This is a genomic window from Novosphingobium capsulatum NBRC 12533 (assembly GCF_001598375.1).
Classification (GTDB): domain Bacteria; phylum Pseudomonadota; class Alphaproteobacteria; order Sphingomonadales; family Sphingomonadaceae; genus Novosphingobium; species Novosphingobium capsulatum.
Genome location: NZ_BCYV01000009.1, coordinates 63,989 through 83,536 on the forward strand (window position 1 = coordinate 63,989; position 19,548 = coordinate 83,536).

General features: G+C 65.2%; 20 protein-coding genes. 7 read left to right on the forward strand and 13 right to left on the reverse strand.

Features of this window, described 5'->3' with window-relative positions; genetic code table 11:
* Positions 1-12 precede the first annotated feature (12 nt).
* The 5 genes from SCA01S_RS08745 (at position 13) to SCA01S_RS08765 (ending at position 4,103) form a co-directional block, all read left to right on the forward strand.
* Positions 13-1,173, forward strand: coding sequence for an acyltransferase family protein (locus tag SCA01S_RS08745; protein WP_062784908.1), 1,161 nt, complete (start codon positions 13-15; stop codon positions 1,171-1,173).
* 142 nt (positions 1,174-1,315) lie between these two features.
* Positions 1,316-1,678, forward strand: a complete 363-nt coding sequence (rpsF, locus tag SCA01S_RS08750; protein WP_022674842.1) for a 30S ribosomal protein S6 — start codon at positions 1,316-1,318, stop codon at positions 1,676-1,678.
* 3 nt (positions 1,679-1,681) lie between these two features.
* Positions 1,682-1,906 (forward strand): 30S ribosomal protein S18, encoded by a 225-nt coding sequence (rpsR, locus tag SCA01S_RS08755; protein WP_011445073.1) that lies wholly within the window; start codon positions 1,682-1,684, stop codon positions 1,904-1,906.
* A gap of 12 nt (positions 1,907-1,918) precedes the next feature.
* Complete coding sequence (rplI, locus tag SCA01S_RS08760) at positions 1,919-2,512, forward strand: 50S ribosomal protein L9 (RefSeq protein WP_062784910.1); 594 nt, start codon at positions 1,919-1,921, stop codon at positions 2,510-2,512.
* Positions 2,513-2,639: 127 nt separating this feature from the next.
* Positions 2,640-4,103: an AMP nucleosidase gene (locus SCA01S_RS08765; RefSeq protein WP_082208963.1), complete on the forward strand. Its 1,464-nt coding sequence runs from the start codon at positions 2,640-2,642 to the stop codon at positions 4,101-4,103.
* A 169-nt stretch (positions 4,104-4,272) separates the two neighbouring features.
* Here SCA01S_RS08765 and SCA01S_RS08770 read toward each other — a convergent pair whose 3' ends face one another.
* The 4 genes from SCA01S_RS08770 to SCA01S_RS08785 form a co-directional block, all read right to left on the reverse strand.
* A complete protein-coding gene (locus SCA01S_RS08770) occupies positions 4,273-4,794 on the reverse strand; it encodes a YbjN domain-containing protein (RefSeq protein WP_084390911.1) in 522 nt (173 codons plus the stop codon).
* Between the two features lie 190 nt (positions 4,795-4,984).
* Positions 4,985-6,820 carry a M2 family metallopeptidase gene (locus SCA01S_RS08775; RefSeq protein WP_062785205.1) on the reverse strand — a complete coding sequence of 612 codons (1,836 nt, stop codon included), beginning with the start codon at positions 6,818-6,820 and terminating at the stop codon, positions 4,985-4,987.
* Positions 6,821-6,900: 80 nt separating this feature from the next.
* Positions 6,901-7,674, reverse strand: coding sequence for an alpha/beta fold hydrolase (locus SCA01S_RS08780; RefSeq protein ID WP_062784914.1), 774 nt, complete (start codon positions 7,672-7,674; stop codon positions 6,901-6,903).
* The gene (locus tag SCA01S_RS08785; RefSeq protein ID WP_062784916.1) at positions 7,674-8,474 is read right to left on the reverse strand and encodes a sulfite exporter TauE/SafE family protein; all 801 of its coding nucleotides are present in this window, start codon (positions 8,472-8,474) and stop codon (positions 7,674-7,676) included. The genes SCA01S_RS08780 and SCA01S_RS08785 overlap by 1 nt, the downstream gene beginning before the upstream one ends.
* Positions 8,475-8,771: 297 nt before the next feature.
* On the opposite strand from SCA01S_RS08785, the gene SCA01S_RS08790 reads away from it, so the two are divergent.
* A complete protein-coding gene (locus tag SCA01S_RS08790; protein ID WP_062784918.1) occupies positions 8,772-9,434 on the forward strand; it encodes a hypothetical protein in 663 nt (220 codons plus the stop codon).
* 80 nt (positions 9,435-9,514) lie between these two features.
* On the opposite strand, the gene SCA01S_RS08795 is transcribed toward SCA01S_RS08790, so the two are convergent.
* The 9 genes from SCA01S_RS08795 to ffh all read right to left on the reverse strand — a co-directional run bounded on the left by SCA01S_RS08795 (position 9,515) and on the right by ffh (position 17,505).
* Complete coding sequence (locus SCA01S_RS08795; RefSeq protein ID WP_054132743.1) at positions 9,515-10,540, reverse strand: aspartate-semialdehyde dehydrogenase; 1,026 nt, start codon at positions 10,538-10,540, stop codon at positions 9,515-9,517.
* Between the two features lie 98 nt (positions 10,541-10,638).
* A complete protein-coding gene (locus SCA01S_RS08800; protein WP_062785207.1) occupies positions 10,639-12,900 on the reverse strand; it encodes a S9 family peptidase in 2,262 nt (753 codons plus the stop codon).
* 95 nt (positions 12,901-12,995) lie between these two features.
* A complete protein-coding gene (gene rplS / locus SCA01S_RS08805) occupies positions 12,996-13,376 on the reverse strand; it encodes a 50S ribosomal protein L19 (RefSeq protein ID WP_022678358.1) in 381 nt (126 codons plus the stop codon).
* Positions 13,354-14,259, reverse strand: a complete 906-nt coding sequence (gene trmD, locus SCA01S_RS08810; protein WP_062784920.1) for a tRNA (guanosine(37)-N1)-methyltransferase TrmD — start codon at positions 14,257-14,259, stop codon at positions 13,354-13,356. The genes rplS and trmD overlap by 23 nt, the downstream gene beginning before the upstream one ends.
* Before the next feature lie 103 nt (positions 14,260-14,362).
* A complete protein-coding gene (locus tag SCA01S_RS08815) occupies positions 14,363-14,749 on the reverse strand; it encodes a type II toxin-antitoxin system VapC family toxin (protein WP_062784922.1) in 387 nt (128 codons plus the stop codon).
* The gene (locus tag SCA01S_RS08820) at positions 14,749-15,021 is read right to left on the reverse strand and encodes an AbrB/MazE/SpoVT family DNA-binding domain-containing protein (RefSeq protein ID WP_022678361.1); all 273 of its coding nucleotides are present in this window, start codon (positions 15,019-15,021) and stop codon (positions 14,749-14,751) included. The genes SCA01S_RS08815 and SCA01S_RS08820 overlap by 1 nt, the downstream gene beginning before the upstream one ends.
* Positions 15,022-15,051: 30 nt before the next feature.
* A complete protein-coding gene (gene rimM, locus SCA01S_RS08825; RefSeq protein ID WP_022678362.1) occupies positions 15,052-15,540 on the reverse strand; it encodes a ribosome maturation factor RimM in 489 nt (162 codons plus the stop codon).
* Between the two features lie 15 nt (positions 15,541-15,555).
* On the reverse strand, positions 15,556-15,954 hold the full coding sequence (rpsP, locus tag SCA01S_RS08830) for a 30S ribosomal protein S16 (RefSeq protein ID WP_022678363.1): 399 nt from the start codon (positions 15,952-15,954) through the stop codon (positions 15,556-15,558).
* A gap of 39 nt (positions 15,955-15,993) precedes the next feature.
* On the reverse strand, positions 15,994-17,505 hold the full coding sequence (gene ffh / locus SCA01S_RS08835; protein WP_028658413.1) for a signal recognition particle protein: 1,512 nt from the start codon (positions 17,503-17,505) through the stop codon (positions 15,994-15,996).
* Positions 17,506-17,855: 350 nt separating this feature from the next.
* On the opposite strand from ffh, the gene SCA01S_RS08840 reads away from it, so the two are divergent.
* A complete protein-coding gene (locus tag SCA01S_RS08840) occupies positions 17,856-19,529 on the forward strand; it encodes a putative bifunctional diguanylate cyclase/phosphodiesterase (protein ID WP_022678365.1) in 1,674 nt (557 codons plus the stop codon).
* Positions 19,530-19,548 lie beyond the last annotated feature (19 nt).

Consider the following 19,548-nt stretch of genomic DNA (forward strand, 5'->3'; position numbering starts at 1 on the left):
CGCGCCGTCTTGATGCAGCAACGCCTCCATCATCTCGATGCAGCGCGCGCGGTCCTGCTCCTGCTGGGCATTCCCTTTCACGTCGGCACCACCGCCACGATGATCCTGTCGCCGGGCTTTCCCGCCTGGATGGCCAATCCGGTGCTGGGGGTGGGCCTGTCGTTCATCCATTCCTTCCGCATGTCAGCCTTCTTCATCCTGGCCGGCTATTTCTCCGGCATGGCCAGCGCCCGGCGCGGGCGGCGGTCATGGCTGGGCGATCGGATGATGCGCGTGGCGCTGCCGCTGGTGGCCAGCATCGCCAGCCTGGCGGTGATCCAGTATCACCTCAAAGTCATGCTCTCGGCCGCCTGGGCGCCGGGGCTCTATGGCTGGCCACTGGCGTTCGAACACCTGTGGTTCCTGATCGTGCTGCTGGCCTTCATCTTTACCTATGCGCTCCGCCCACGCCGTGCCTTCGTGCCCGATGGCGTGTGGCGGCCGCTGCTGGGGCTGGATCGCGGCACCTGGCCGATCCCGCTGCTGGCGCTGGCCGCCTGGGGCGCGGGGCTTGCCTGGGGCGCACAGGTGCTGGGCCTGCAAGACAACGAGGCGGTGTTCGAGCAGGAACTGCTGCTGCGCTATGGCCAATATCTCCCCGCGTTCGCGATCGGCGCGCTGGGCTGGCGGCTCAAGCTGGGCAACCGGCTGTTCGCATTCGAGGGGCGTTGGCCCTGGTTCGCGGCGCCGCCATTGATGCTGGGGCATTTCCTGCTCGACCCGCTGGTGCGCCCGCATCTGGGCTGGGAAGGCGATCCCGCACCGGCGCTGCGCATCGTGGATGGCGCCCTGGCCTGCGCGCTGACCTATGCCATGTCACTGATCGTGTTCCGCCTTTTGGCGCACCTGTTCGATCGGCCCAGCCGCACCGTCTCGTTCCTGGTGGACGGCGCCATGGCGATCTATCTGTTCCACATGATCGTGGCGATGCTGGTGATCCTGGGGCTGGCAAAGCTGGGCGCGGCGGACTGGCCCTTTCCCACCATGCAGTGGGCCGCGCTTTCGGTGCTGGTGCTGGGCCTGTCGATCCTGGTATTCCTGGTGGTGCGGCGCATTCCGCTGCTCGCGGTGGTCTTCGGCGGGCAGCGCCTGGCCCCACGCACGCGCGGCGATGCCTCCGCCAAAACCGGCTGAATGGCTTGCATTCCGGCCCAGAAGGGCTAAGGGCCACCTCTCTTGCGCGCGAATCGCCGCGGGAGAAGGAAGAAAGCCGGAGGGGCCCCGCAATCCCGCGGACAAGCCAGCGATCGGTTAGACTAGATAAAGGACGCGAAGCATGCCGCTTTACGAGCATGTGTTTCTGGCGCGCCAGGATCTGAGCCAGGCTCAGGTCGATGCGCTTGCCGCTACCGCCACCGAAATCGTGGAATCGAACCAGGGCAAGGTCACCAAGACCGAAACCTGGGGCCTGCGCTCGCTGGCCTACAAGATCCAGAAGAACCGCAAGGCGCACTTCGTGATGCTCAACATCGAGGCCCCCGCGGGCGTCGTGGCCGAGCTGGAACGCCAGACCGCGATCAACGAAGACGTCATCCGCTACATGACCGTGCGCGTGGAAGAACACGAAGCCGGCCCGTCGGTGATGATGCGCAAGAACGACCGCGAACGCAGCCGTCGTCGCGAACGCGAAGGGGAATAAGCCATGGCTCGTCCGTTTTTCCGCCGTCGCAAGAGCTGCCCCTTCTCGGGCAAGAACGCTCCGAAGATCGACTACAAGGATGTGCGCCTGCTTCAGGGTTTCATGTCCGAACGTGGCAAGATCGTCCCGTCGCGCATCACCGCCGTTTCGGCGAAGAAGCAGCGTGAGCTGAGCCAGGCGATCAAGCGCGCCCGGCACATCGGCCTCCTGCCCTACATCGTGAAGTAAGGAGCGCCAGCCATGCAGATCATCCTGCTCGAGCGCATCGAAAAGCTCGGCCACATCGGCGATGAAGTTTCCGTCAAGGACGGTTACGCCCGCAATTTCCTTCTTCCCAACAAGAAGGCCCTGCGCGCCAACGAAGCCAACCGCAAGGTCTTCGAAGCCAACCGCGCCCGCATCGAAGCTGAAAACGCGGCGCGCCGCGAAGAAGCCAAGGGCGAAGCCGGCTCGGTCGAAGGCAAGGAAGTGGTGCTCATCCGCGCCTCGTCCAACTCTGGCCAGCTCTATGGTTCGGTTTCGGTGCGCGACATCGTCGACGCCCTGATCGCCGATGGCGCCAAGGTTTCCAAGTCGATGATCGTGCTCGAACGCCCGATCAAGACCATCGGCCTGTTCGACGTGCGCGTTTCGCTGCACCCCGAAGTGTCGGTCAACGTCAAGGTGAACGTCGCCCGTTCGCCTGACGAAGCCGAGCTGCAGTCGAAGGGTGTCGACGTGATCGACGCCATGTTCGAAGGCGACACCGGCGGTTTCACCGAAGAATACGATCCCAATGCCGAACCGGGCGAAATCCCGACCGACCTGCTCGACGAGGGCGAAGCGCAAGCCTGATCCCGTCGTTGCCGGCATTGGCAGCAAACAAAAAAGGCGCTCCCTCACCGGGGCGCCTTTTTTGCTGGGCAGCATGCGGTGTTGCCGCTGCCCTTGCGCTGTCATCGTGCTGCGCTACATCGAAGGCATGAACGCAAGCGACATTTTCACCGCCACCTCTCCTGCTGCCATCATTGCCGAACTCGCCGCCCGCCATGAAGCGGCCTGCGCCCGGCTGCGCGGCGATATCACCCGCTATATCGCCGATGGCACCCTGCCCGATCCGGCCGTGCGCCAGAACGGCGCCTATTGCTATCCCGAACTGCGCCTGCACTTTGCCGGGGTCAGCCATGGCACCGCCGCCGGCCGCGCCTTTGGCCGCCTGACACGGCCGGGCAGCTATGCCACCACCATCACCCGCCCCGCGCTGTTTGCCGATTACCTGGAAGAACAGCTGGGCCTGCTGATGGTGGACTATGAGGTGACGCTGGAAGTGGCGACCTCGGCCCAGGAAATCCCCTTTCCCTATGTGGTCGATGGCAGCCTGGGTTTTGGCTCGGTCTCGCCCAACGACCTCGCCAAGCATTTCCCCACCACGGACCTCGCCCATATCGGCGACGAGATCGCCGATGCGCTCGATGCCAGCCTCGATGGCGGGGCGGGCGCGGCGCCGCTGGCGCTGTTCGACGGCCTGCGCACCGATTTCAGCCTGGCCCGCCTGGCGCATTACACCGGCACCAACCCGGCCGATTTCCAGCGCTATATCCTGTTTACCAACTATCATCGCTATGTTGACGAGTTCGTCGATTGGGCTGGCCGCCAGCTGGGCCAGGATGAATTCGTCGCACTGACCGGTGCGGGTGGCCTGGCGCTCGATGCGGCCACGCCCCACGCCCGCGAGCGCCTGTCTGATACCGCCTGGCGCCGCCACCAGATGCCGGCCTATCACCTGATCCGCCCGGATCGCTCGGGCATCACCCTGGTCAACATCGGCGTCGGCCCGTCCAACGCCAAGACGATCTGCGACCACCTGGCCGTGCTGCGCCCCGAAGCCTGGCTGATGATCGGCCACTGCGGCGGCCTGCGCCCCACACAGAAGATCGGCGACTATGTGCTGGCCCATGCCTATCTGCGCGATGATCACGTGCTGGATGACGTGTTGCCGCCCGAAATCCCAGTGCCGGCCATCGCCGAAGTGCAGGTGGCGCTGGCCCAGGCCGCCGAAGTGGTCAGCGGCAGCGGCGGGGCAGACCTCAAGACGCGCATGCGCACCGGCACGATCGTGACCACCGACGATCGCAACTGGGAACTGCGCTATGCCCATTCCGCCCGCCGCCTCAGCCTGAGCCGCGCTGTCGGGATCGACATGGAAAGCGCCACGATCGCCGCGCAAGGCTATCGCTTCCGCGTGCCCTATGGCACGCTGCTGTGCGTGTCGGACAAGCCGCTGCACGGCGAGATCAAGCTGCCCGGCCAGGCCAACCGCTTTTACGAAGAAGCGATTGCCGCCCACCTGGAAATCGGCACCACCGCCTGCGCCCTGCTCCGCGCCGAGGGCGACCGCCTGCACAGCCGCAAGCTGCGCGCGTTCAACGAGCCGCCGTTCCGGTGATGGCCTGCGGGTTGGGCGCACCTCCCAACTTCCCAGCCATCGTCACCCCGGACTTGATCCGGGGTCCCGCTTCTTTGGCTAAACCAAAGCAAGCGGAATAAAGCTGGCCCCCGGATCAAGCCCGGGGTGCCGTAGGAGAGTGTGCGCAGGGGCGAGCCGCCCGTCGATTTCAGCGCGCTGCGCTGGCCAGCTGCGGGTGGCCGGATGCGGGGAACACCTCGCTGCCGATCGAATCGAGCGCCATGCGATAGGATTTGACCACCATGGCAAACACCGAGGTATCAATCCCGCTGCCAGTGATCACGTCCCATGACACGGTGACAGACTTGTCTGCCGCCACCGAGACCGCGCCAAAGCGGTTGGCGTTGACGAAAGCCACGGCCTTTTCCGCGTCAAACGGGCGTTCCGGGTGGAAGCTGCTGGAAAACTGCAGCGACTGGCAGGCGCCGTGCGTCACCTCGTTGCAGTCATAGAACACCACTTGCGAACGCCAGCCGCCGATATCGACCGTCACTAGGGGATCGCCCGAGGAATCCTGCCCCAGCGTGGCGGCATATCCCTGCGCCTTGAGCGCGGTGACCACGCTGGCGGGCGTCATGGCCGAAACGGTTTCCGCCTGCGCGCTGGGCGCGGTGGCGAGCAGGATGCCGCCAACAACAGCGCAAGCAATGGCGGGAAGTTTGATTTCCATCCCCAGCATCCTCAACATGTGTGTTCTGTTTTGTTGAGCAAAGCGTCTCATACCTACAGGGGCGTGGCAAGCGCGTAAATTCACCCTGTGAAATCCATGGCTTGCGCTGCACCGCACGCAAAAAGAGGCCGGATTCACCCGGGAATCCGGCCTCTCGCCTGGCTTTATGCGCCGTGTTGCGACGCGGGATTTACCAGCCGCAGTCCGCGCCCGCGTTCTGCTTCCTCAGCCACGCGGTGAGTGGCGCGAAATAGCGCAGCATGGCCCCGCCGCTCATCTCGCGCGTGCCGGTGAACACCTGCAGCGCATCGGGCCAGGGCTTGGACGCGCCCATCTTGAGCATGGCATCGAGCTTGGCCCCGACCTTGGGATTGCCATAGAAGCTGCAACGGTGCAGCGGGCCCTTCCAGCCGGCTTCCTTGCACGCCGCTTCATAGAACTGGAACTGCAGGATGCGCGCCAGGAAATAGCGGGTGTAGGGCACGCCCGCCGGCACGTGGTACTTCGCCCCCGGATCAAAGGCATCGGCCCCGCGCGGCCCCGGTGGCACCACGCCCTGGTAGGACAGGCGCATCTCGTTCCACGCCTTTTCATAATCGGCCGGCGCGATCTGGCCCGAGAACACGCCCCAGCGCCAGCGATCGATCAACAGGCCGAACGGCAGGAACGCCACCTTGTCCATCGCCTGGCGCAGCAGCAGGCCGATATCCTTGTCAGGGCCGGGCACCTTGGACGGATCGAGCAGCCCGAGCTTTACCAGGTAATCGGGCGTGATCGACAGCGCCATGGTATCGCCGATCGCCTCGTGAAAGCCATCGTTGGCCCCTTCCATGTACCAGCGCGAAGGCTGCTGGTTGTAGGCGCGCTGATAGAAATTGTGGCCGAGTTCGTGATGGATGGTCACGAAATCCGAGGCATCGACCTTGATGCACATCTTGATGCGCAGGTCATCGACATTGTCGAGATCCCAGGCCGAGGCATGGCACACCACATCGCGGTCACGCGGCTTGGTGAACTGCGAGCGCTGCCAGAACGTGGCAGGCAGCGGCTGGAAACCCAGCGAGGTGTAGAAGCCCTCCCCGGTCTTGACCATCTTGAGCGGGTCATAGCCCTTGTCCTTGAGCAGGCCGGTCAGGTCATAGCCGATGTCGCCTGCACCCTGCGGGGCGACCACATCGTAAATGCCGCCCCACTCCTGCGCCCACATATTGCCCAGCAGATCGGCGCGGATCGGGCCTTTCTTGGGCTGCACCGCGTCGCCATACTTGGCATTGAGCTTGCCGCGCACATAGCAGTGCAACTGCTGGTAGAGCGGGCGCACTTCGCCCCAGACCTTTTCGGTCATCGCGGCGAACTGGTCCGGCGTCATGTCATAATTGGCGCGCCACAGCGCGCCGGTATCAGGATAGCCCAGCTCGCGCGCGCCGGCGTTGGCGATCTCGACCATCTTGGCATAGTCAGCCTTCATCGGCGTGCCGACGCTGTCGTGCCACGACAGCCACATTTCCTTGAGTTCATCCGGGTTGCGATCGGTGGCCATCGCCTCTTCGATATCGCTGCCGTTGATCGGCTGACCGCGCAGGGTGCCGTGGCCCTTGCCGTAAAGGCCTTGGATGCGCGCCTGCAACGCGGCGAATTGCTCGGCCGCGCCGGGGGTGGACGGCGCCGGGCTGGTGATCTGGGTACGGATCATCGTCAGCTTGCGCGGGGTTTCGGGCGACAGGCCCGGCACCTTGGCAAATTCGGCGGCCTGCTTGGCCTGCGCCACCTGCAGCTTGCTCATCGTCGCGCCGGCATCGGCGGTGATCTGGGCAGTATCGTCGGTGATATAGGTCTCATAGACCCATTCGGCGCGGCCCGAGGTGACCGTCTGATCGGCATAGGCCTTGTCAGCCTGGGCCAGCCAGGCATCGACCGTGGCCGGGGTTGCAGCAGACGGCGCAGCTGTGGTGGGTGCAGCGGCCAGTGCCGCAGGCGCGGCCAGCGTGGCCGCCACCAGCGCGAGGGTGGAAACAAGGGACTTCATCTTGGGGGCACTCCCTGAACCGGTCCGCCACGCGCGCGGCGTGGCCATTGCCGGTGGGGTGCCGCCCAAACGGGCCCAGGTCAAGCCGAGGCAGTCAAAAATGAAACCAGTTCCGCGCCCAGTTCGGGCCGGGTGACACAGCCCATGTGCGTGCCGGGAATGGTGGCGCGGCGCGCATTGGGCAGCGCCGCGGCGAGATGGTCGGCCGAACCGTTGTCGTTGTCCTGATCGCCGCACAAGACCAGCGTGGGCATGGTGATCGCGGCCAGCGCCTGGGGATCGGTATCCTCCATCGCGCCCAGCAACTGGCGCACGGCGGCGCGATCGATTCCGCTGCTCTTGAGGAACTGCTGCGAAAGATAGGCCGGATCGCCATGGCGGATCGTGCCGAAGCGATCGATCACGTCGCGAAAGAAGGCCAGGCGCTGGTTCCAGCCGGCTAGTCCTTCCAGCCCCATCCCGGCCAGCACCAGCCGGCGCGGTGTCAGCCGTTGCAACGGCGGCGCGGCGATCACGCTGCGTGCCGCAGTGCGGGCGCCAAGCGAAAATCCGACCAGATCGAAATCATCCAGGCCCAGGTGGGTCACCAGCGCCTGGGCATCGCGGGCCAGGACATCAGACGGATAGGCTTCTGCCGCGTGCGGCGCCGCGCTTTGCCCATGGGCGCGCAGATCGGGCATCAGGCAGCGAAAACCGGCGGCAGCCAGTTGCGCCGCCGTGCCGAACTTGATCCAGTTGATCTCGGCCGAAGAAAACAGCCCGTGCAGCAGGATGACCGGGCGCCCGGCGCCCATTTCATGCAGCGCTAGGCGAGCGCCATCGAAACCGTCAAAAAACGTGGTGGTCTTTTCCATCAGGTCAGCAACTTGATCCCGGATACGAACAGAACGGCGGCCAGCGCCGGGCGCAGGATACGATCGGGCGCGCGGGTGGACAACAGGCTGCCGATGATCACCCCGGGGATAGAGCCAAGCAGCAGCGCCACGAGCAGCGCCAGGTTAACATCGCCAATGATCCAATGGCCGAAACCGGCCACCATGGTCAGCGGCACGGCATGGGCGATATCGGTGCCGACAATGCGGGAGATACGCAGGGTAGGATAGAGCATGAGCAGCGCAGTGACGCCGATCGCCCCTGCCCCCACCGACGAGATCGACACCAGCACGCCCAGAACAGCACCCAGCAGCACTGTCGCCCAGACCGGCTTGGCCTCGTCAGCCGTGCCCAGGCCCACCTGCGTTGCGTCGACATGGCGGACCATCGCCACGATCCGCTTTTGAAACAGCGTGGCGATCGAGGTGAGGATCAGCATTACCCCGAGAACCAGCAGGATGGTGTGGCTGGTGTGCCCGCCCACCTTGCCCGCCCACGATAGCACGACCAGCGCGGCAATCGCTGCGGGCACGCTGCCTGCCGCCAGGCGCGCCATGATTGGCCAATCGATCGTGTTGCGCTTGCCATGCACGGTAGAGCCGACCACCTTGGTCAGCGAGGCAAACAGCAGATCGGTGCCCACCGCCGTGCCGGGGTTGATCCCGAAGATCAGCACCAGGATCGGGGTCATCAACGACCCGCCGCCCACACCTGTCAGGCCCACGAGAATGCCAACCAGCAGGCCGGCAACCGCGTGAAGGGCATCGAAGTGTGCGAACATTGTCCCTCCGGCGACGTGCAAAGACCAACCTGGCCCTTGACGGCGGCCATACTGGCGTGGGGTGCGCTTCGGCAATGCCTATAGCGCCAATCTCTAGTTTCGGGGTTGGCATTCTTTCTTTTGCGCAGGTCCAGCGCAACCCCGCATCACTCGCTTTGCCGCACAGCAGGCACGCCTCTGCGCCAAACCGCATCGCGTTGACGATGAACCGAAAGGCCGGCGGAACGCAAACCGGCTGCTTGCGGTTCCCCCTGCCAACACGGCCGCACACGGCCATCCCATAGTGGAGATCGTTCGATGACCAAGACCAAGCTCGTCGCGCCGCTGCTGGCGGCCACTGCCATGATCGCCGGTTTCTCGGCCCCCGCCCATGCCACCGGCAAGGCCGAACGCGCCCGCCAGGCGATTGCCGCCGCGCAGGCCAAGATCGATACCGCCGAACAGCTCGGCACTGCCGAATTCCGCCCGGGTGAAACCGCGCAGGCCAAGGCAGCGCTGGCCCACGCCCAGGAAAATCTGTCGGCCGGCCACAAGCCGGAAGCGATCGATGATGCCATCCACGCCTCGGCCCTTGCCGATACCGCAATTGGCATGATGCAGAAGCACAAGGCCGACATGGCCGCGCGCCAGTCGGCCGCAGCCGTTGCCAACGCCCAGGCCCAGGCTGACGCCGCGCAGCAGCAGGCCGATGCCGCCAACGCCCGTGCCGATGTGGCCACCGCGGCCGCGCAGTCTTCGGCAGCTGACGCCGCCGCTGCCCGCCAGGCCGCTGCCGTGGCGCTGACCACGCCGCAGCCCGCCCCGGCCACGGTGGAAACCACCGTCACCACGCAGGGCGCAGCCCGCGCGCCGGTGAAGAAGGTCACGGTGCGCAAGGTGGCCCGCCGCACCACGCATACCCCGGTGCGCACGGCTTCCGCCGCCAGCACGGTGACCACCACCACCCGCGTCACGCAGTAATCTGCGTAGCCACAAACAAAAAGGCCCCGGTATCCAGCGCGGATACCGAGGCCTTTTCTATACCCACAAGGTGTACCAGCTCACCCCTTCTTGAGGTGGCGACGGCCCAGCAGTTCGGCAATCTGCACGGCATTGAGCGCCGCGCCCTTGCGCAGGTTGTCAGACACGCACCACAGCGACAGGCCGTTGTCGACAGTGGAGTCTTCGCGCACGCGCGAGACATAGGTGGCATAATCACCCACGCATTCCACCGGCGTGACATAGCCGCCGTCCTCGCGCTTATCGACCAGCATCACGCCCGGCGCCTCGCGCAGCAGGTCCTGGGCTTCGACGGCCGAGATTTCGTCCTCGAACTCCAGGTTGATCGCTTCGGAGTGACCGATGAACACCGGCACACGCACGCAGGTTGCCGTGACCTTGACCTTGGGATCGAGGATCTTCTTGGTTTCGGCCACCATCTTCCACTCTTCCTTGGTCGAACCATCATCCAGGAAGCTGTCGATGTGCGGGATCACGTTGAAAGCGATCTGCTTGGTGAACTTCTTGGGTTCGACCTGGTCGCCCACGAAGATCGCGCGGCTCTGCTCGAACAGTTCGTCCATGCCTTCCTTGCCGGCGCCCGACACCGACTGGTAGGTGGCCACGACCACGCGCTTGATCTTGGCCTTGTCGTGCAGCGGCTTGAGCGCCACGACCATCTGCGCGGTGGAGCAGTTGGGGTTGGCGATGATGTTGCGCGCCTTGTACCCGTCGATCGCGTCGGGGTTCACTTCGGGCACGATCAGCGGCACGTCCGGGTCCATGCGATAGAGCGACGAGTTGTCGATCACCACGCAGCCCTGCGATGCGGCCTTGGGCGCATAGATCTTGGTCGGCGCAGAGCCTGCGGCAAACAGCGCGATATCCCAGCCGGTGAAGTCGAAATGCTCGACATTCTGCACCTTGAGCTTCTTGCCGGTTTCACCGAAATCGATCTCGCTGCCCTGCGAGCGCGAAGAGGCCAGCACCGCGATCTCGTCGATCGGAAATTCGCGCTCGGCCAGGATGTTGAGCATCTCACGGCCAACATTGCCCGTCGCACCCACCACTACAACCCGATAACCCATGATACCTGTCACTCCCTTGCGGGCGCCTTGCGCGCGCCCGTTCCTTAGCGGCTGGTTCCAACCAGCCAAGCGAAAGGGGCTTTTGCCCCCCAAACGTCTTATTTGCCGCTGCCCGCGCCGTTGCGGTCGAGAAAGCGGAACATAGTCTCGTAGAGATGCTGGCTCACCTTGGGCCCGCTGATGCGGTGGGTGTAGCCGGGATAGAGCATCATCTCGAACGGAATGGCCTCGCCCTGCATCTTGGCGATCAGCGCGGTGCTGTTCTCGAACACCACGTTGTCGTCGGCCATGCCGTGGACCAGCAGCAACGGATCGCGGATCTGCCCGGTTTGCTCCAGCGCGCCGGCGGCCTTGTAAACCTCGGGCACCTGCTTGGGATTGCCGAGATAACGCTCGGTATAGGCGGTATCGTAAAGCTCCCACTTGGTGACCGGCGCCACGGCGATGCCCGCAGCCCAGACGCCAGGATGCGCTTCGAGCATCTTGACCGTCATGTAGCCGCCATAGGACCAGCCAAACGTGCTGACGCGCGCGGGATCGACATAGGGCTGGGTCTTGAGCCACTGCGCACCCGCCAGTTGGTCTTCCACCTCGACCGTGCCCATCGCGTGCCAGATCTTGCTGCCGAAATCGACGCCACGGTTTTCCGAGCCGCGGTTGTCCAGCGCGAAATAGATATAGCCCTTGGCCACAATCGCCTGGGCCAGCGCGCCCTGCCAGCCCTTGTGCACCACGTTCGCGGTGGGGCCGCCATAGTGATAGGTGAACACCGGATAGCGCTTGCCCGGCACCATCGGCGGGGTGATCATCATGTAGTGCAGCGGCGTGCCGTCTGCCGCCGCGATCGTGCCGAACGTGGCGGGACGATGCGCCGCCAGATAGGGGGCATAGGCGTGGGCCGCGTCCACTTTGTTTTCCTCGATCCACGCCAGCCGCTTGCCATGGGCATCGGCCAGATAGGATTGCGGCGGCTGCGCATCGGCGCTGCGCGTGACGATCAGGGCCTGGCCCTTGCCGTCCATGCTCGCCTTGTTGTCAAAGGCCAGGTCGGTCAGCCGCGCGATCTTGTCGGGCGCGGTGAGCGACAGGGCATAGACCTGCCCGGCCAGCACATCGTCGCGCGTGCCAGCGAAATAGACGCGGCCGGTCTTCTGGTCCACGCCAACCAGGTCGGTGACGACCCAGTCACCCTTGGTCAGCTGCTGCCAGCGGCCATCCTTGAAGCGGCGATAGAGATGGCCAAAGCCATCGCGTTCCGACCACCAGATCAGGCTGCCATCATCGAGGAAGCGATAGTTGCTCGACAGGTTGATCCAGCTCTTCTCGTGCGCCTGCTCGGTGAACAACACTTGCGAAGCACCGGTCGCCGGGTCCACCGCCAGCATATCGAGCCGGGTCTGCGCGCGGTCCAGCCGCTGGACATAGAGCGTCTTGCCATCGCTCGCCCAATCGACGCGCCCCAGATAGATGTCCTTGTCCGCCCCCAGGTCGACCTGAACGCGATGGCCGCCATCGGGATCCATCAGCCACAGCGAGACATCGGCATTGGCGCCGCCCGCCGCGGGATAGCGCTGGTCATAAGTGCGCGTGCCATCGGCGCCGATCGCCGCACGCGTCACCACGCCCACGGCCGCCTCGTCAAAGCGTTCCACGGCCAGGCGCTTTTCATCGGGCGCCCACCAGAACCCGCTCATGCGGTTGAGTTCTTCCTGGGCAACGAACTCCGCCTCGCCCCAGTGGACGGTTTCGGCGCTTTCCTCGGGCGTGATCGCGCGCGGCGGCGCCTTGCCATCAGCCGGTGCGATCCACAGCCGGCGATCGCGCACGAAGGCCAGGGTATCGCCCTGCGGCCCCAGGCGCGGGTTCAACTCGCCCCCGGTGGTGCCGGCGATCTTGCGCTCCTTGCCATCAAGGCCAGCGAGCAGCAGTTCGCCATCGAGCGGCACCAGCACGGTCTTGCTGTCACTCGCCCAGTCATAGCTGACGATACCCTTGAGATCGCCGATGCGCTGGCGCTCGCGCTGCATCTTTTCCGCTTCGCTCAACACCCGGCCCGACGACAGCTTGAGCGAATCGACCAGCATCGACCACTTGCCGGTCTTGCGATCAAAGCCCCACAGGTCGAACCGCTCGCGATCGTCGGCGCGGTTCTTGAGCAGGGTGAGATAGCGCCCATCGGGCGACAGCTGCACGCCGCGCGGGGTGGGTCCGTTGAGCGAGGGGCTGGCGAACACCCGTTCGAGCGTTAGCACGGGGGCGGCGCTGGGCGCGGTCACCGGGGCTGTTCCAGCAGGGGCTGCATGGGCAAGAACAGGGGCGCAGACCAGCGCCGTGGCAAGCAGGTGAAGGCGGAATTGCATGGCAAGGGGATGTTCCCGATAAGCAAAAAAGGCGCCCTGGCGGATATGCCAGGACGCCTTTTTCACGGTCATTTCCGTGTCGCGGCGGCGGCTTCTCAGCCTTCCTGGCCGGGGCGCGTGTCACGGCGCTCGGCAATACGGGCGCTTTTGCCGGTACGGCCGCGAAGGTAGTACAGCTTCGCACGACGCACCACGCCCCGACGGACGACGGTAATCGAATCGATGTTGGGCGAGTAGAGCGGGAACACGCGTTCCACGCCTTCGCCGAACGAGATCTTGCGAACGGTGAAGTTGGAGCCCATGCCGCGATTCGAACGCGCGATCACGACGCCTTCATAGGCCTGAACGCGGGTGCGCTCGCCTTCAACGACGCGCACGCCGACGCGCACGGTGTCACCAGCGCGGAATTCGGGGATGGTCTTCGACGCCTTGAATTCGGCGATCGCTTCAGCTTCAATCTGCTGAATCAGGTTCATTTTTCAAACGTCCTGCACTTTTTTGCCGCGCGCCAGAGGCAGACTGGACCCGAACGCCGACGTGGCGCTCCCAAAGATCCGGCCTGCGTAACCGTGTGTCATCCTCGGACTGGCGTTGCCGCCATTCCGCGATCTTCGCATGATCCCCCGATCGCAGCACTTGCGGGATCGTGCGCCCTTCCCATTCCTGGGGGCGGGTATAGTGGGGATATTCGAGCAGCCCGTTTTCGAACGACTCTTCATGCCCACTAGAAGCCGCGCCCATTACGCCGGGAAGCAGGCGAATGCAAGCATCGAGCAGCATCAGCGCGGCACATTCGCCGCCCGACAGGATGATGTCTCCCACCGAGACTTCCTCCACCTGGCGGCCCTCGAATATGCGCTCGTCAAAACCCTCGAACCGGCCGCAGACGACAATGACGCCGGGCCCAGCCGCCAGCTCGCGCACGCGGGCCTGGGTCAACGGTTTGCCGCGCGGCGTCATCGCGATGACAGGAATGTCCTCCCCGGCCCGGGGAGGGGGACCAGCCGCAGGCTGGTGGAGGGGATTGGCGTCCTCAAGCGGCGTTTCAGGCTTAGAGTCCCCTCCACCACCGGCTGCGCCGGCGGTCCCCCTCCCCGTATCGGGGAGGATCTTCTGCAGCATCACCCCCCGCGCATGGTCGATCGCCTTGGCCAGCACGTCCACGCGCAGCACCATCCCTGCCCCGCCGCCCGCAGGCGTATCATCAACGGTGCGGTGCTTGTCGGCGGCAAAGTCGCGGATCTGCACGGGGTCGAGCGTCCACTTCCCCTCCCCCAGCGCGCGCCCGGCCAGGCTCACGCCCAGCGGCCCGGGAAACATCTCGGGGTAAAGCGTGAGAACGGCAGCGTGGAAGGTCATCTACAAAAAAGTCCTGCTCGATCCTCCCCGACACGGGGAGGGGGACCAGCCGCAGGCTGGTGGAGGGGCCTTGGCGTGCGGGAGCGGCCTTGGCAACCGTGCTTCAATCCGCCCAGTTCTCGATCTTCAACCCCGGCACATCGGCAAAGTCGCGCTCATTGCGCGTCACCAGTATCAGTCCGCGTTCCAGCGCCTGTACGCCGATCAACCGATCGAAACTTTTGCGCCGAACGCCGATGGCGCGCACCACATCGCCATAACGACGGGCACAGGCACGGTCGAAATCGAGCGTTTCCAGGCTAGCCACGAAAATATCGATCTTCTTTGCGTCCCGCCCAGGATCGGCAGACGTGCGTATACCGGCCATCAGTTCGGCGACCGATATCGTGGAAACGAACAGCTTGCCGAAATTCTCGCCCATGCGCGCGGCAAGTGACTCGCTGCGCCCGGCGAGAAAATCGATGCATGCATTGGTATCGAGCAGGTACATCAGGCCGCTGCCGGATGGTGCGGCGTGTCGGGCCAGTCATAGTCGCCCTGGTCGGTGTCGCCGCGCCCCTGCGCCATGAAGGCTTCAGACACGCTGCCAAACAGCCGCAGAAAGGCCTCGCGCGATTGCGCTTTCCGCCAGGCGGTCATGCTGCCATCGGCATGGGGAACCACGATCAGTTCCTCGCCCGCCTCGATGCCAAGCCCTTTCGGCAGGCGCAGGGCCACCGAATTGCCGGACTTGAAACTTCGGACAGTGAATTGCTCGGTCACGGCAACCTCCGTATATCCGGGAGGTATATACTATTCCGCGTAGAGAGCGTCAATCAACAGGCGGTCCGCGTTCCATTCGGGCACCGCTTCGGCGCGCATCGGCACCATGAAGCGCTTGCCATCGGGCCGCTCGATATCGAGCACGTCACCCGCGCCATAATTGTCCACGCCCACGCAGGTGCCCAGCACGGCGCCGTCGGTGGAATGAGCCGGCAGGCCGATCAGATCGGCATGGTAATATTCGCCGTCGGCGAGCGGCGGCAGGGCCGAACGCGGGACGGTCAGTGCCGTGCTGCGCAGGCCTTCTGCCGCATTGCGCGTGGTGACTTCGGCAAAGCGGGCGATTGCCCCGCCCTTGCCGTCGTCGCGCAGCTTTTCAAGGGTCAGCGTGCCGCCGTTGAACGCCTTGTAGGCTTTCAACGCCGCCACGCCTTCACCAAACAGCTTGAGGCGCACCTCGCCGGCCACGCCATGCGCGCCGGCGATGGCCGCAAGCGTGACCGGACGATCATGCGTCATGCCGCTTGCCTAAGCTCAGGCTTCGGTGGCTTCGGCAGCCGGTTCGGCGCTGGCAGCAGCGGCCGCTTCAGCAGCAGCAGCGGCCTTTTCAGCGCGATCTTCAGCGCGTTCCTTGGCCTTCTTGCCGGGTTCGCCAGCCTGCGGGTTGTTGGTGGGGGCGCGTTCCTTGATGCCGGCCTTGTCGAGCAGACGGGCAACGCGGTCGGTCGGCTGGGCGCCAACGCCGAGCCAGTAGCGCACGCGGTCTTCGACCAGGCGCACGCGGTCTTCGGCGTCCTTGGCGAGCAGCGGGTTGTAGGTGCCCACCTGCTCCAGATACTTGCCATCGCGCGGGGCGCGGCTGTTCGAAGCAACGATCTTGTAATAGGGGCGCTTCTTGGAACCGCCACGCGACAGACGCAGAGAAACAGACATTCGACTACCTTTCAAACAAACTGAAAAATCAGGATAAAATCATTTCTTCTTGAGCAGGTCAGCCAGGTTTGACGGCAAGCCGCCACTGCCCATGCCGGGCAGGCCGGGAAGGCCGCCACCGCCGCCCATACCGCCAAGGCCGCCGCCCATGCCGCCGCCGAGCCCACCGGGGCCGGCCTGCTGATCAAGGCCCGGCATCGCGGCGCCAAGGCCACCCTTGCCGAACAGCGCGCCCAGGCCCTTGAGGCCGCCCATCTTCTTGATCTGCTTCATGGCCTTGGCCATTTCCATGTGCATCTTCAGAAGCTTGTTGACGTCCTGCACCGTGGTGCCGGACCCCTTGGCGACGCGGATCTTGCGCTTGGCGTTCAAGAGTTCGGGCTTGGTGCGCTCCTTGGCCGTCATCGAACCGATGATCGCATCCATGTGCAGCAGCACCTTGTCGTCCATGCCCGACTGCGCCATCGCCGCCTTGGCCTTCTTCATGCCCGGCATCAGGCCCGCGAGCGCGCCCAGGCCGCCCATGCGCTGCATCTGCTGCAACTGCATGCGCAGATCGTTCATGTCGAACTGGCCCTTGGCCATGCGCGCGGCGAGCTTTTCAGCTTCGTCCTGCTTGATCGTCGCCGCCGCCTTTTCGACGATCGAGACGATATCGCCCATGCCCAGGATGCGGCCGGCAACACGTTCGGGCTGGAACGGTTCGATCGCGTCGAGCTTTTCGCCGGTGGCGGCAAACTTGATCGGCTTGCCGGTAACCGCGCGCATCGACAGCGCCGCACCGCCGCGGGCATCGCCATCCATGCGGGTCAGCACCACGCCGGTCAGGTCAACCTCGCCAGCGAACGCCTGCGCCACGTTGACCGCGTCCTGGCCGGTCAGCGAGTCGACGACGAGCAGCGTTTCCTTGGGCACAGAGATGGCGGCCACGGCCTTCATCTCGTCCATCAGCGCCTGGTCGACGTGGAGACGGCCGGCGGTATCGAGCAGCAGCACGTCCACGGCCTGAAGCTTGGCGGAATGCAGTGCGCGCGTGGCGATTTCCACCGGCGACTGGCCCGGCACGATGGGCAGCGTGGCAACGCCGGCCTGCTCGCCCAGCACGCGCAGTTGTTCCTGGGCGGCGGGGCGATTGACGTCGAGCGACGCCATCATCACCTTCTTGCCGCGCTTTTCCTTGAGCAGCTTGCCGATCTTGGCCGTGCTGGTGGTCTTGCCCGAACCCTGCAGGCCGACCATCATGATCACCACCGGCGGGGCGGCGGCCAGATCGAGATCGGCTGCCTCGCTGCCGAGCATTTCGACCAGGGCATCGTTGACGATCTTGACGACCTGCTGGCCCGGCGTGACCGACTTCAGGACCGACTGGCCAACGGCTTCTTCGGTAACGCGATCGATGAAGCGGCGCACCACCGGCAAGGCCACGTCGGCCTCCAGCAGGGCGATGCGCACTTCGCGCATGGCGGCGCGAACATCGTCCTCGGAAAGCGCGCCGCGCCCGCGCAGGCGGTCGAATACACCGCCAAGCCGGTCGGAAAGACTGTCGAACACGCGCTGCTCCATCGCCAAACGGGCGCCGCCAGCCAGATAACGCGAAAAACGCCGGTGGGCGAAACCTCGCCGACCAGCGTGCGCCATCCAACAGGGGGCGTACAAATCGAATCTGCACAAGCGCCGGCGAATCCCGGCTCTGGCAGAGCGGTGCCCTTACCCGCGCCCCTGCCCGATTGCAACCCTGCGCCGCGCCCACCTGCGGCAAAATGCCGGCCAAGCGGGGGCTTTGGGCCCCTTAACCAATCTTTCAACAGCCTGCACGTAGTTTCCCGCAGGTGGGTAACAGGGCATGCATGCAAGCTGCCCCCCGGGGGAAACGAGCAGGTAACGGTATGGCAAGTGCGGCAATGGAAAGCGGCCAACCCGCATCAGCGGCACCAACCGGCATCGCCCGTGCCGAGCGCGATGTCGTCGCCCTGGGCATCATCACCGCAGCGATCATCCTGTTCGTGGGGTCCGGTTCGGCAGTGCTCACCCGCGCCTTGCGCCATGTGCTGTTCGGCGGGGCGAGTGTCGATTCGGTGCTGGCCAATGCGCTCTTGCTCAATATTGCGCTGATCATCTTTGGCTGGCGCCGGTATGTGGAACTGACCGGCGAAGTGCGCGAGCGGCGCCGGGCCGAGGAAACAGCGCGTACCCTGGCCTTTACCGATCCGCTGACCGGCTGCCTTAATCGCCGCAGCCTGGATGGCGCGATCGAAGCCCTGGTGGCCGAGGCCCGCGCCCATGGCGACGCCGTGGCGCTGTTCATGCTCGACCTCGACAAGTTCAAGCGCGCCAACGATCTGCATGGCCACCAGACCGGCGACGCGGTGCTGGTGGCAACGGCCGATCGCCTGCGCGCCACGCTGCCGCCGGGCGCGATCATCGCCCGCATCGGAGGCGACGAATTCACCTGCGCCATGCGGTTTGACCCGGCGCGCGCGGCGATGGTCGAGCAACTGGCCGAAAAGCTCAATGCCACGCTGGGCGAGCCGGTGCGCCTGCCTGATTGCGAGGTGGATATTTCCGGGTCGATCGGCCTGGCGCGCAGCGATGGCGCCACCATGCCACCCCAGGCTGACGACGCGACGATCGCTGCCCGCCTGCAACACCACGCCGATCTCGCCATGTACCAGGCCAAGAGCGGCGGCCGCAATCGCTTCTGCTGGTTCGACCCGACGATGGAAAAGGAACTGCGGTTCCGCGCCGAGCTGGAAACCGGCATCCGCGAAGGCATCGCGCGCGGCGAATTCGTGCCCTATTACGAAAAGCAGATCGACATCGACACCGGCCGGCTTTCCGGTTTCGAGATGCTGGCCCGCTGGCAATCGCCGCGCCATGGCCTGATCGCGCCCGACGTGTTCATTCCCGTGGCCGAGGAAATCGGCGTGATTGCCGAACTTTCGGAGTCGCTGATCCGCCAGGCGCTGGTCGATGCCCGCGAATGGGATCCCTCGCTCACGCTGTCGGTCAATGTCTCGCCTTTGCAGCTGCGTGACCCCTGGTTTGCGCAGCGCCTGCTCAAGCTGTTGGTCGAGGCCAATTTCCCCCCGCACCGGCTGGACGTGGAAATCACCGAAACCTGCCTGCACGAAAACCTGCCGCTGGTCCGCTCGCTGGTCGCCAGCCTCAAGAACCAGGGCATCCGCTTGAGCCTTGATGATTTCGGCACTGGCTACAGCTCGATCGCGCAGCTGCGCTCGCTGCCGTTTGACCGCATCAAGATCGACCGCAGCTTTGTCTCCACGCTCGACAGCTGCAAGGACAGCGCCACGATCGTGGCCGCGATCACCTCGCTCGGCCAGGGGCTGGATCTGCCGCTGACCGCCGAAGGGATCGAAACCGAGGGCGTGCTCGAAGAGCTGCGCAAGCTGGGCTCGTTCAAGGGCCAGGGCTTCCTCTATGGCCATCCGCAGGATGCCCAGACGGTGCGCGCCGCACTGGCCGCCGACGATCTGCTGATCGGCAACGCCACCCCGGCCGACGCAGCCGCGCAAGAGCCGGCAACGCCAGGCCAGAACCGCGCCGCGCTCGGCTGAACCCGGTGTGACAAGCAGC

Excerpts from the sequence above, each read along its gene's own strand:
- SCA01S_RS08745 (WP_062784908.1), top strand. The coding sequence starts at position 13 with ATGCAGCAACGCCTCCATCATCTCGATGCAGCGCGCGCGGTCCTGCTC.
- rpsF (WP_022674842.1), top strand. The coding sequence starts at position 1,316 with ATGCCGCTTTACGAGCATGTGTTTCTGGCGCGCCAGGATCTGAGCCAG.
- rpsR (WP_011445073.1), top strand. The coding sequence starts at position 1,682 with ATGGCTCGTCCGTTTTTCCGCCGTCGCAAGAGCTGCCCCTTCTCGGGC.
- rplI (WP_062784910.1), top strand. The coding sequence starts at position 1,919 with ATGCAGATCATCCTGCTCGAGCGCATCGAAAAGCTCGGCCACATCGGC.
- SCA01S_RS08765 (WP_082208963.1), top strand. The coding sequence starts at position 2,640 with ATGAACGCAAGCGACATTTTCACCGCCACCTCTCCTGCTGCCATCATT.
- SCA01S_RS08770 (WP_084390911.1), bottom strand. The coding sequence starts at position 4,794 with ATGGAAATCAAACTTCCCGCCATTGCTTGCGCTGTTGTTGGCGGCATC.
- SCA01S_RS08775 (WP_062785205.1), bottom strand. The coding sequence starts at position 6,820 with ATGAAGTCCCTTGTTTCCACCCTCGCGCTGGTGGCGGCCACGCTGGCC.
- SCA01S_RS08780 (WP_062784914.1), bottom strand. The coding sequence starts at position 7,674 with ATGGAAAAGACCACCACGTTTTTTGACGGTTTCGATGGCGCTCGCCTA.
- SCA01S_RS08785 (WP_062784916.1), bottom strand. The coding sequence starts at position 8,474 with ATGTTCGCACACTTCGATGCCCTTCACGCGGTTGCCGGCCTGCTGGTT.
- SCA01S_RS08790 (WP_062784918.1), top strand. The coding sequence starts at position 8,772 with ATGACCAAGACCAAGCTCGTCGCGCCGCTGCTGGCGGCCACTGCCATG.
- SCA01S_RS08795 (WP_054132743.1), bottom strand. The coding sequence starts at position 10,540 with ATGGGTTATCGGGTTGTAGTGGTGGGTGCGACGGGCAATGTTGGCCGT.
- SCA01S_RS08800 (WP_062785207.1), bottom strand. The coding sequence starts at position 12,900 with ATGCAATTCCGCCTTCACCTGCTTGCCACGGCGCTGGTCTGCGCCCCT.
- rplS (WP_022678358.1), bottom strand. The coding sequence starts at position 13,376 with ATGAACCTGATTCAGCAGATTGAAGCTGAAGCGATCGCCGAATTCAAG.
- trmD (WP_062784920.1), bottom strand. The coding sequence starts at position 14,259 with ATGACCTTCCACGCTGCCGTTCTCACGCTTTACCCCGAGATGTTTCCC.
- SCA01S_RS08815 (WP_062784922.1), bottom strand. The coding sequence starts at position 14,749 with ATGTACCTGCTCGATACCAATGCATGCATCGATTTTCTCGCCGGGCGC.
- rimM (WP_022678362.1), bottom strand. The coding sequence starts at position 15,540 with ATGACGCATGATCGTCCGGTCACGCTTGCGGCCATCGCCGGCGCGCAT.
- rpsP (WP_022678363.1), bottom strand. The coding sequence starts at position 15,954 with ATGTCTGTTTCTCTGCGTCTGTCGCGTGGCGGTTCCAAGAAGCGCCCC.
- SCA01S_RS08840 (WP_022678365.1), top strand. The coding sequence starts at position 17,856 with ATGGAAAGCGGCCAACCCGCATCAGCGGCACCAACCGGCATCGCCCGT.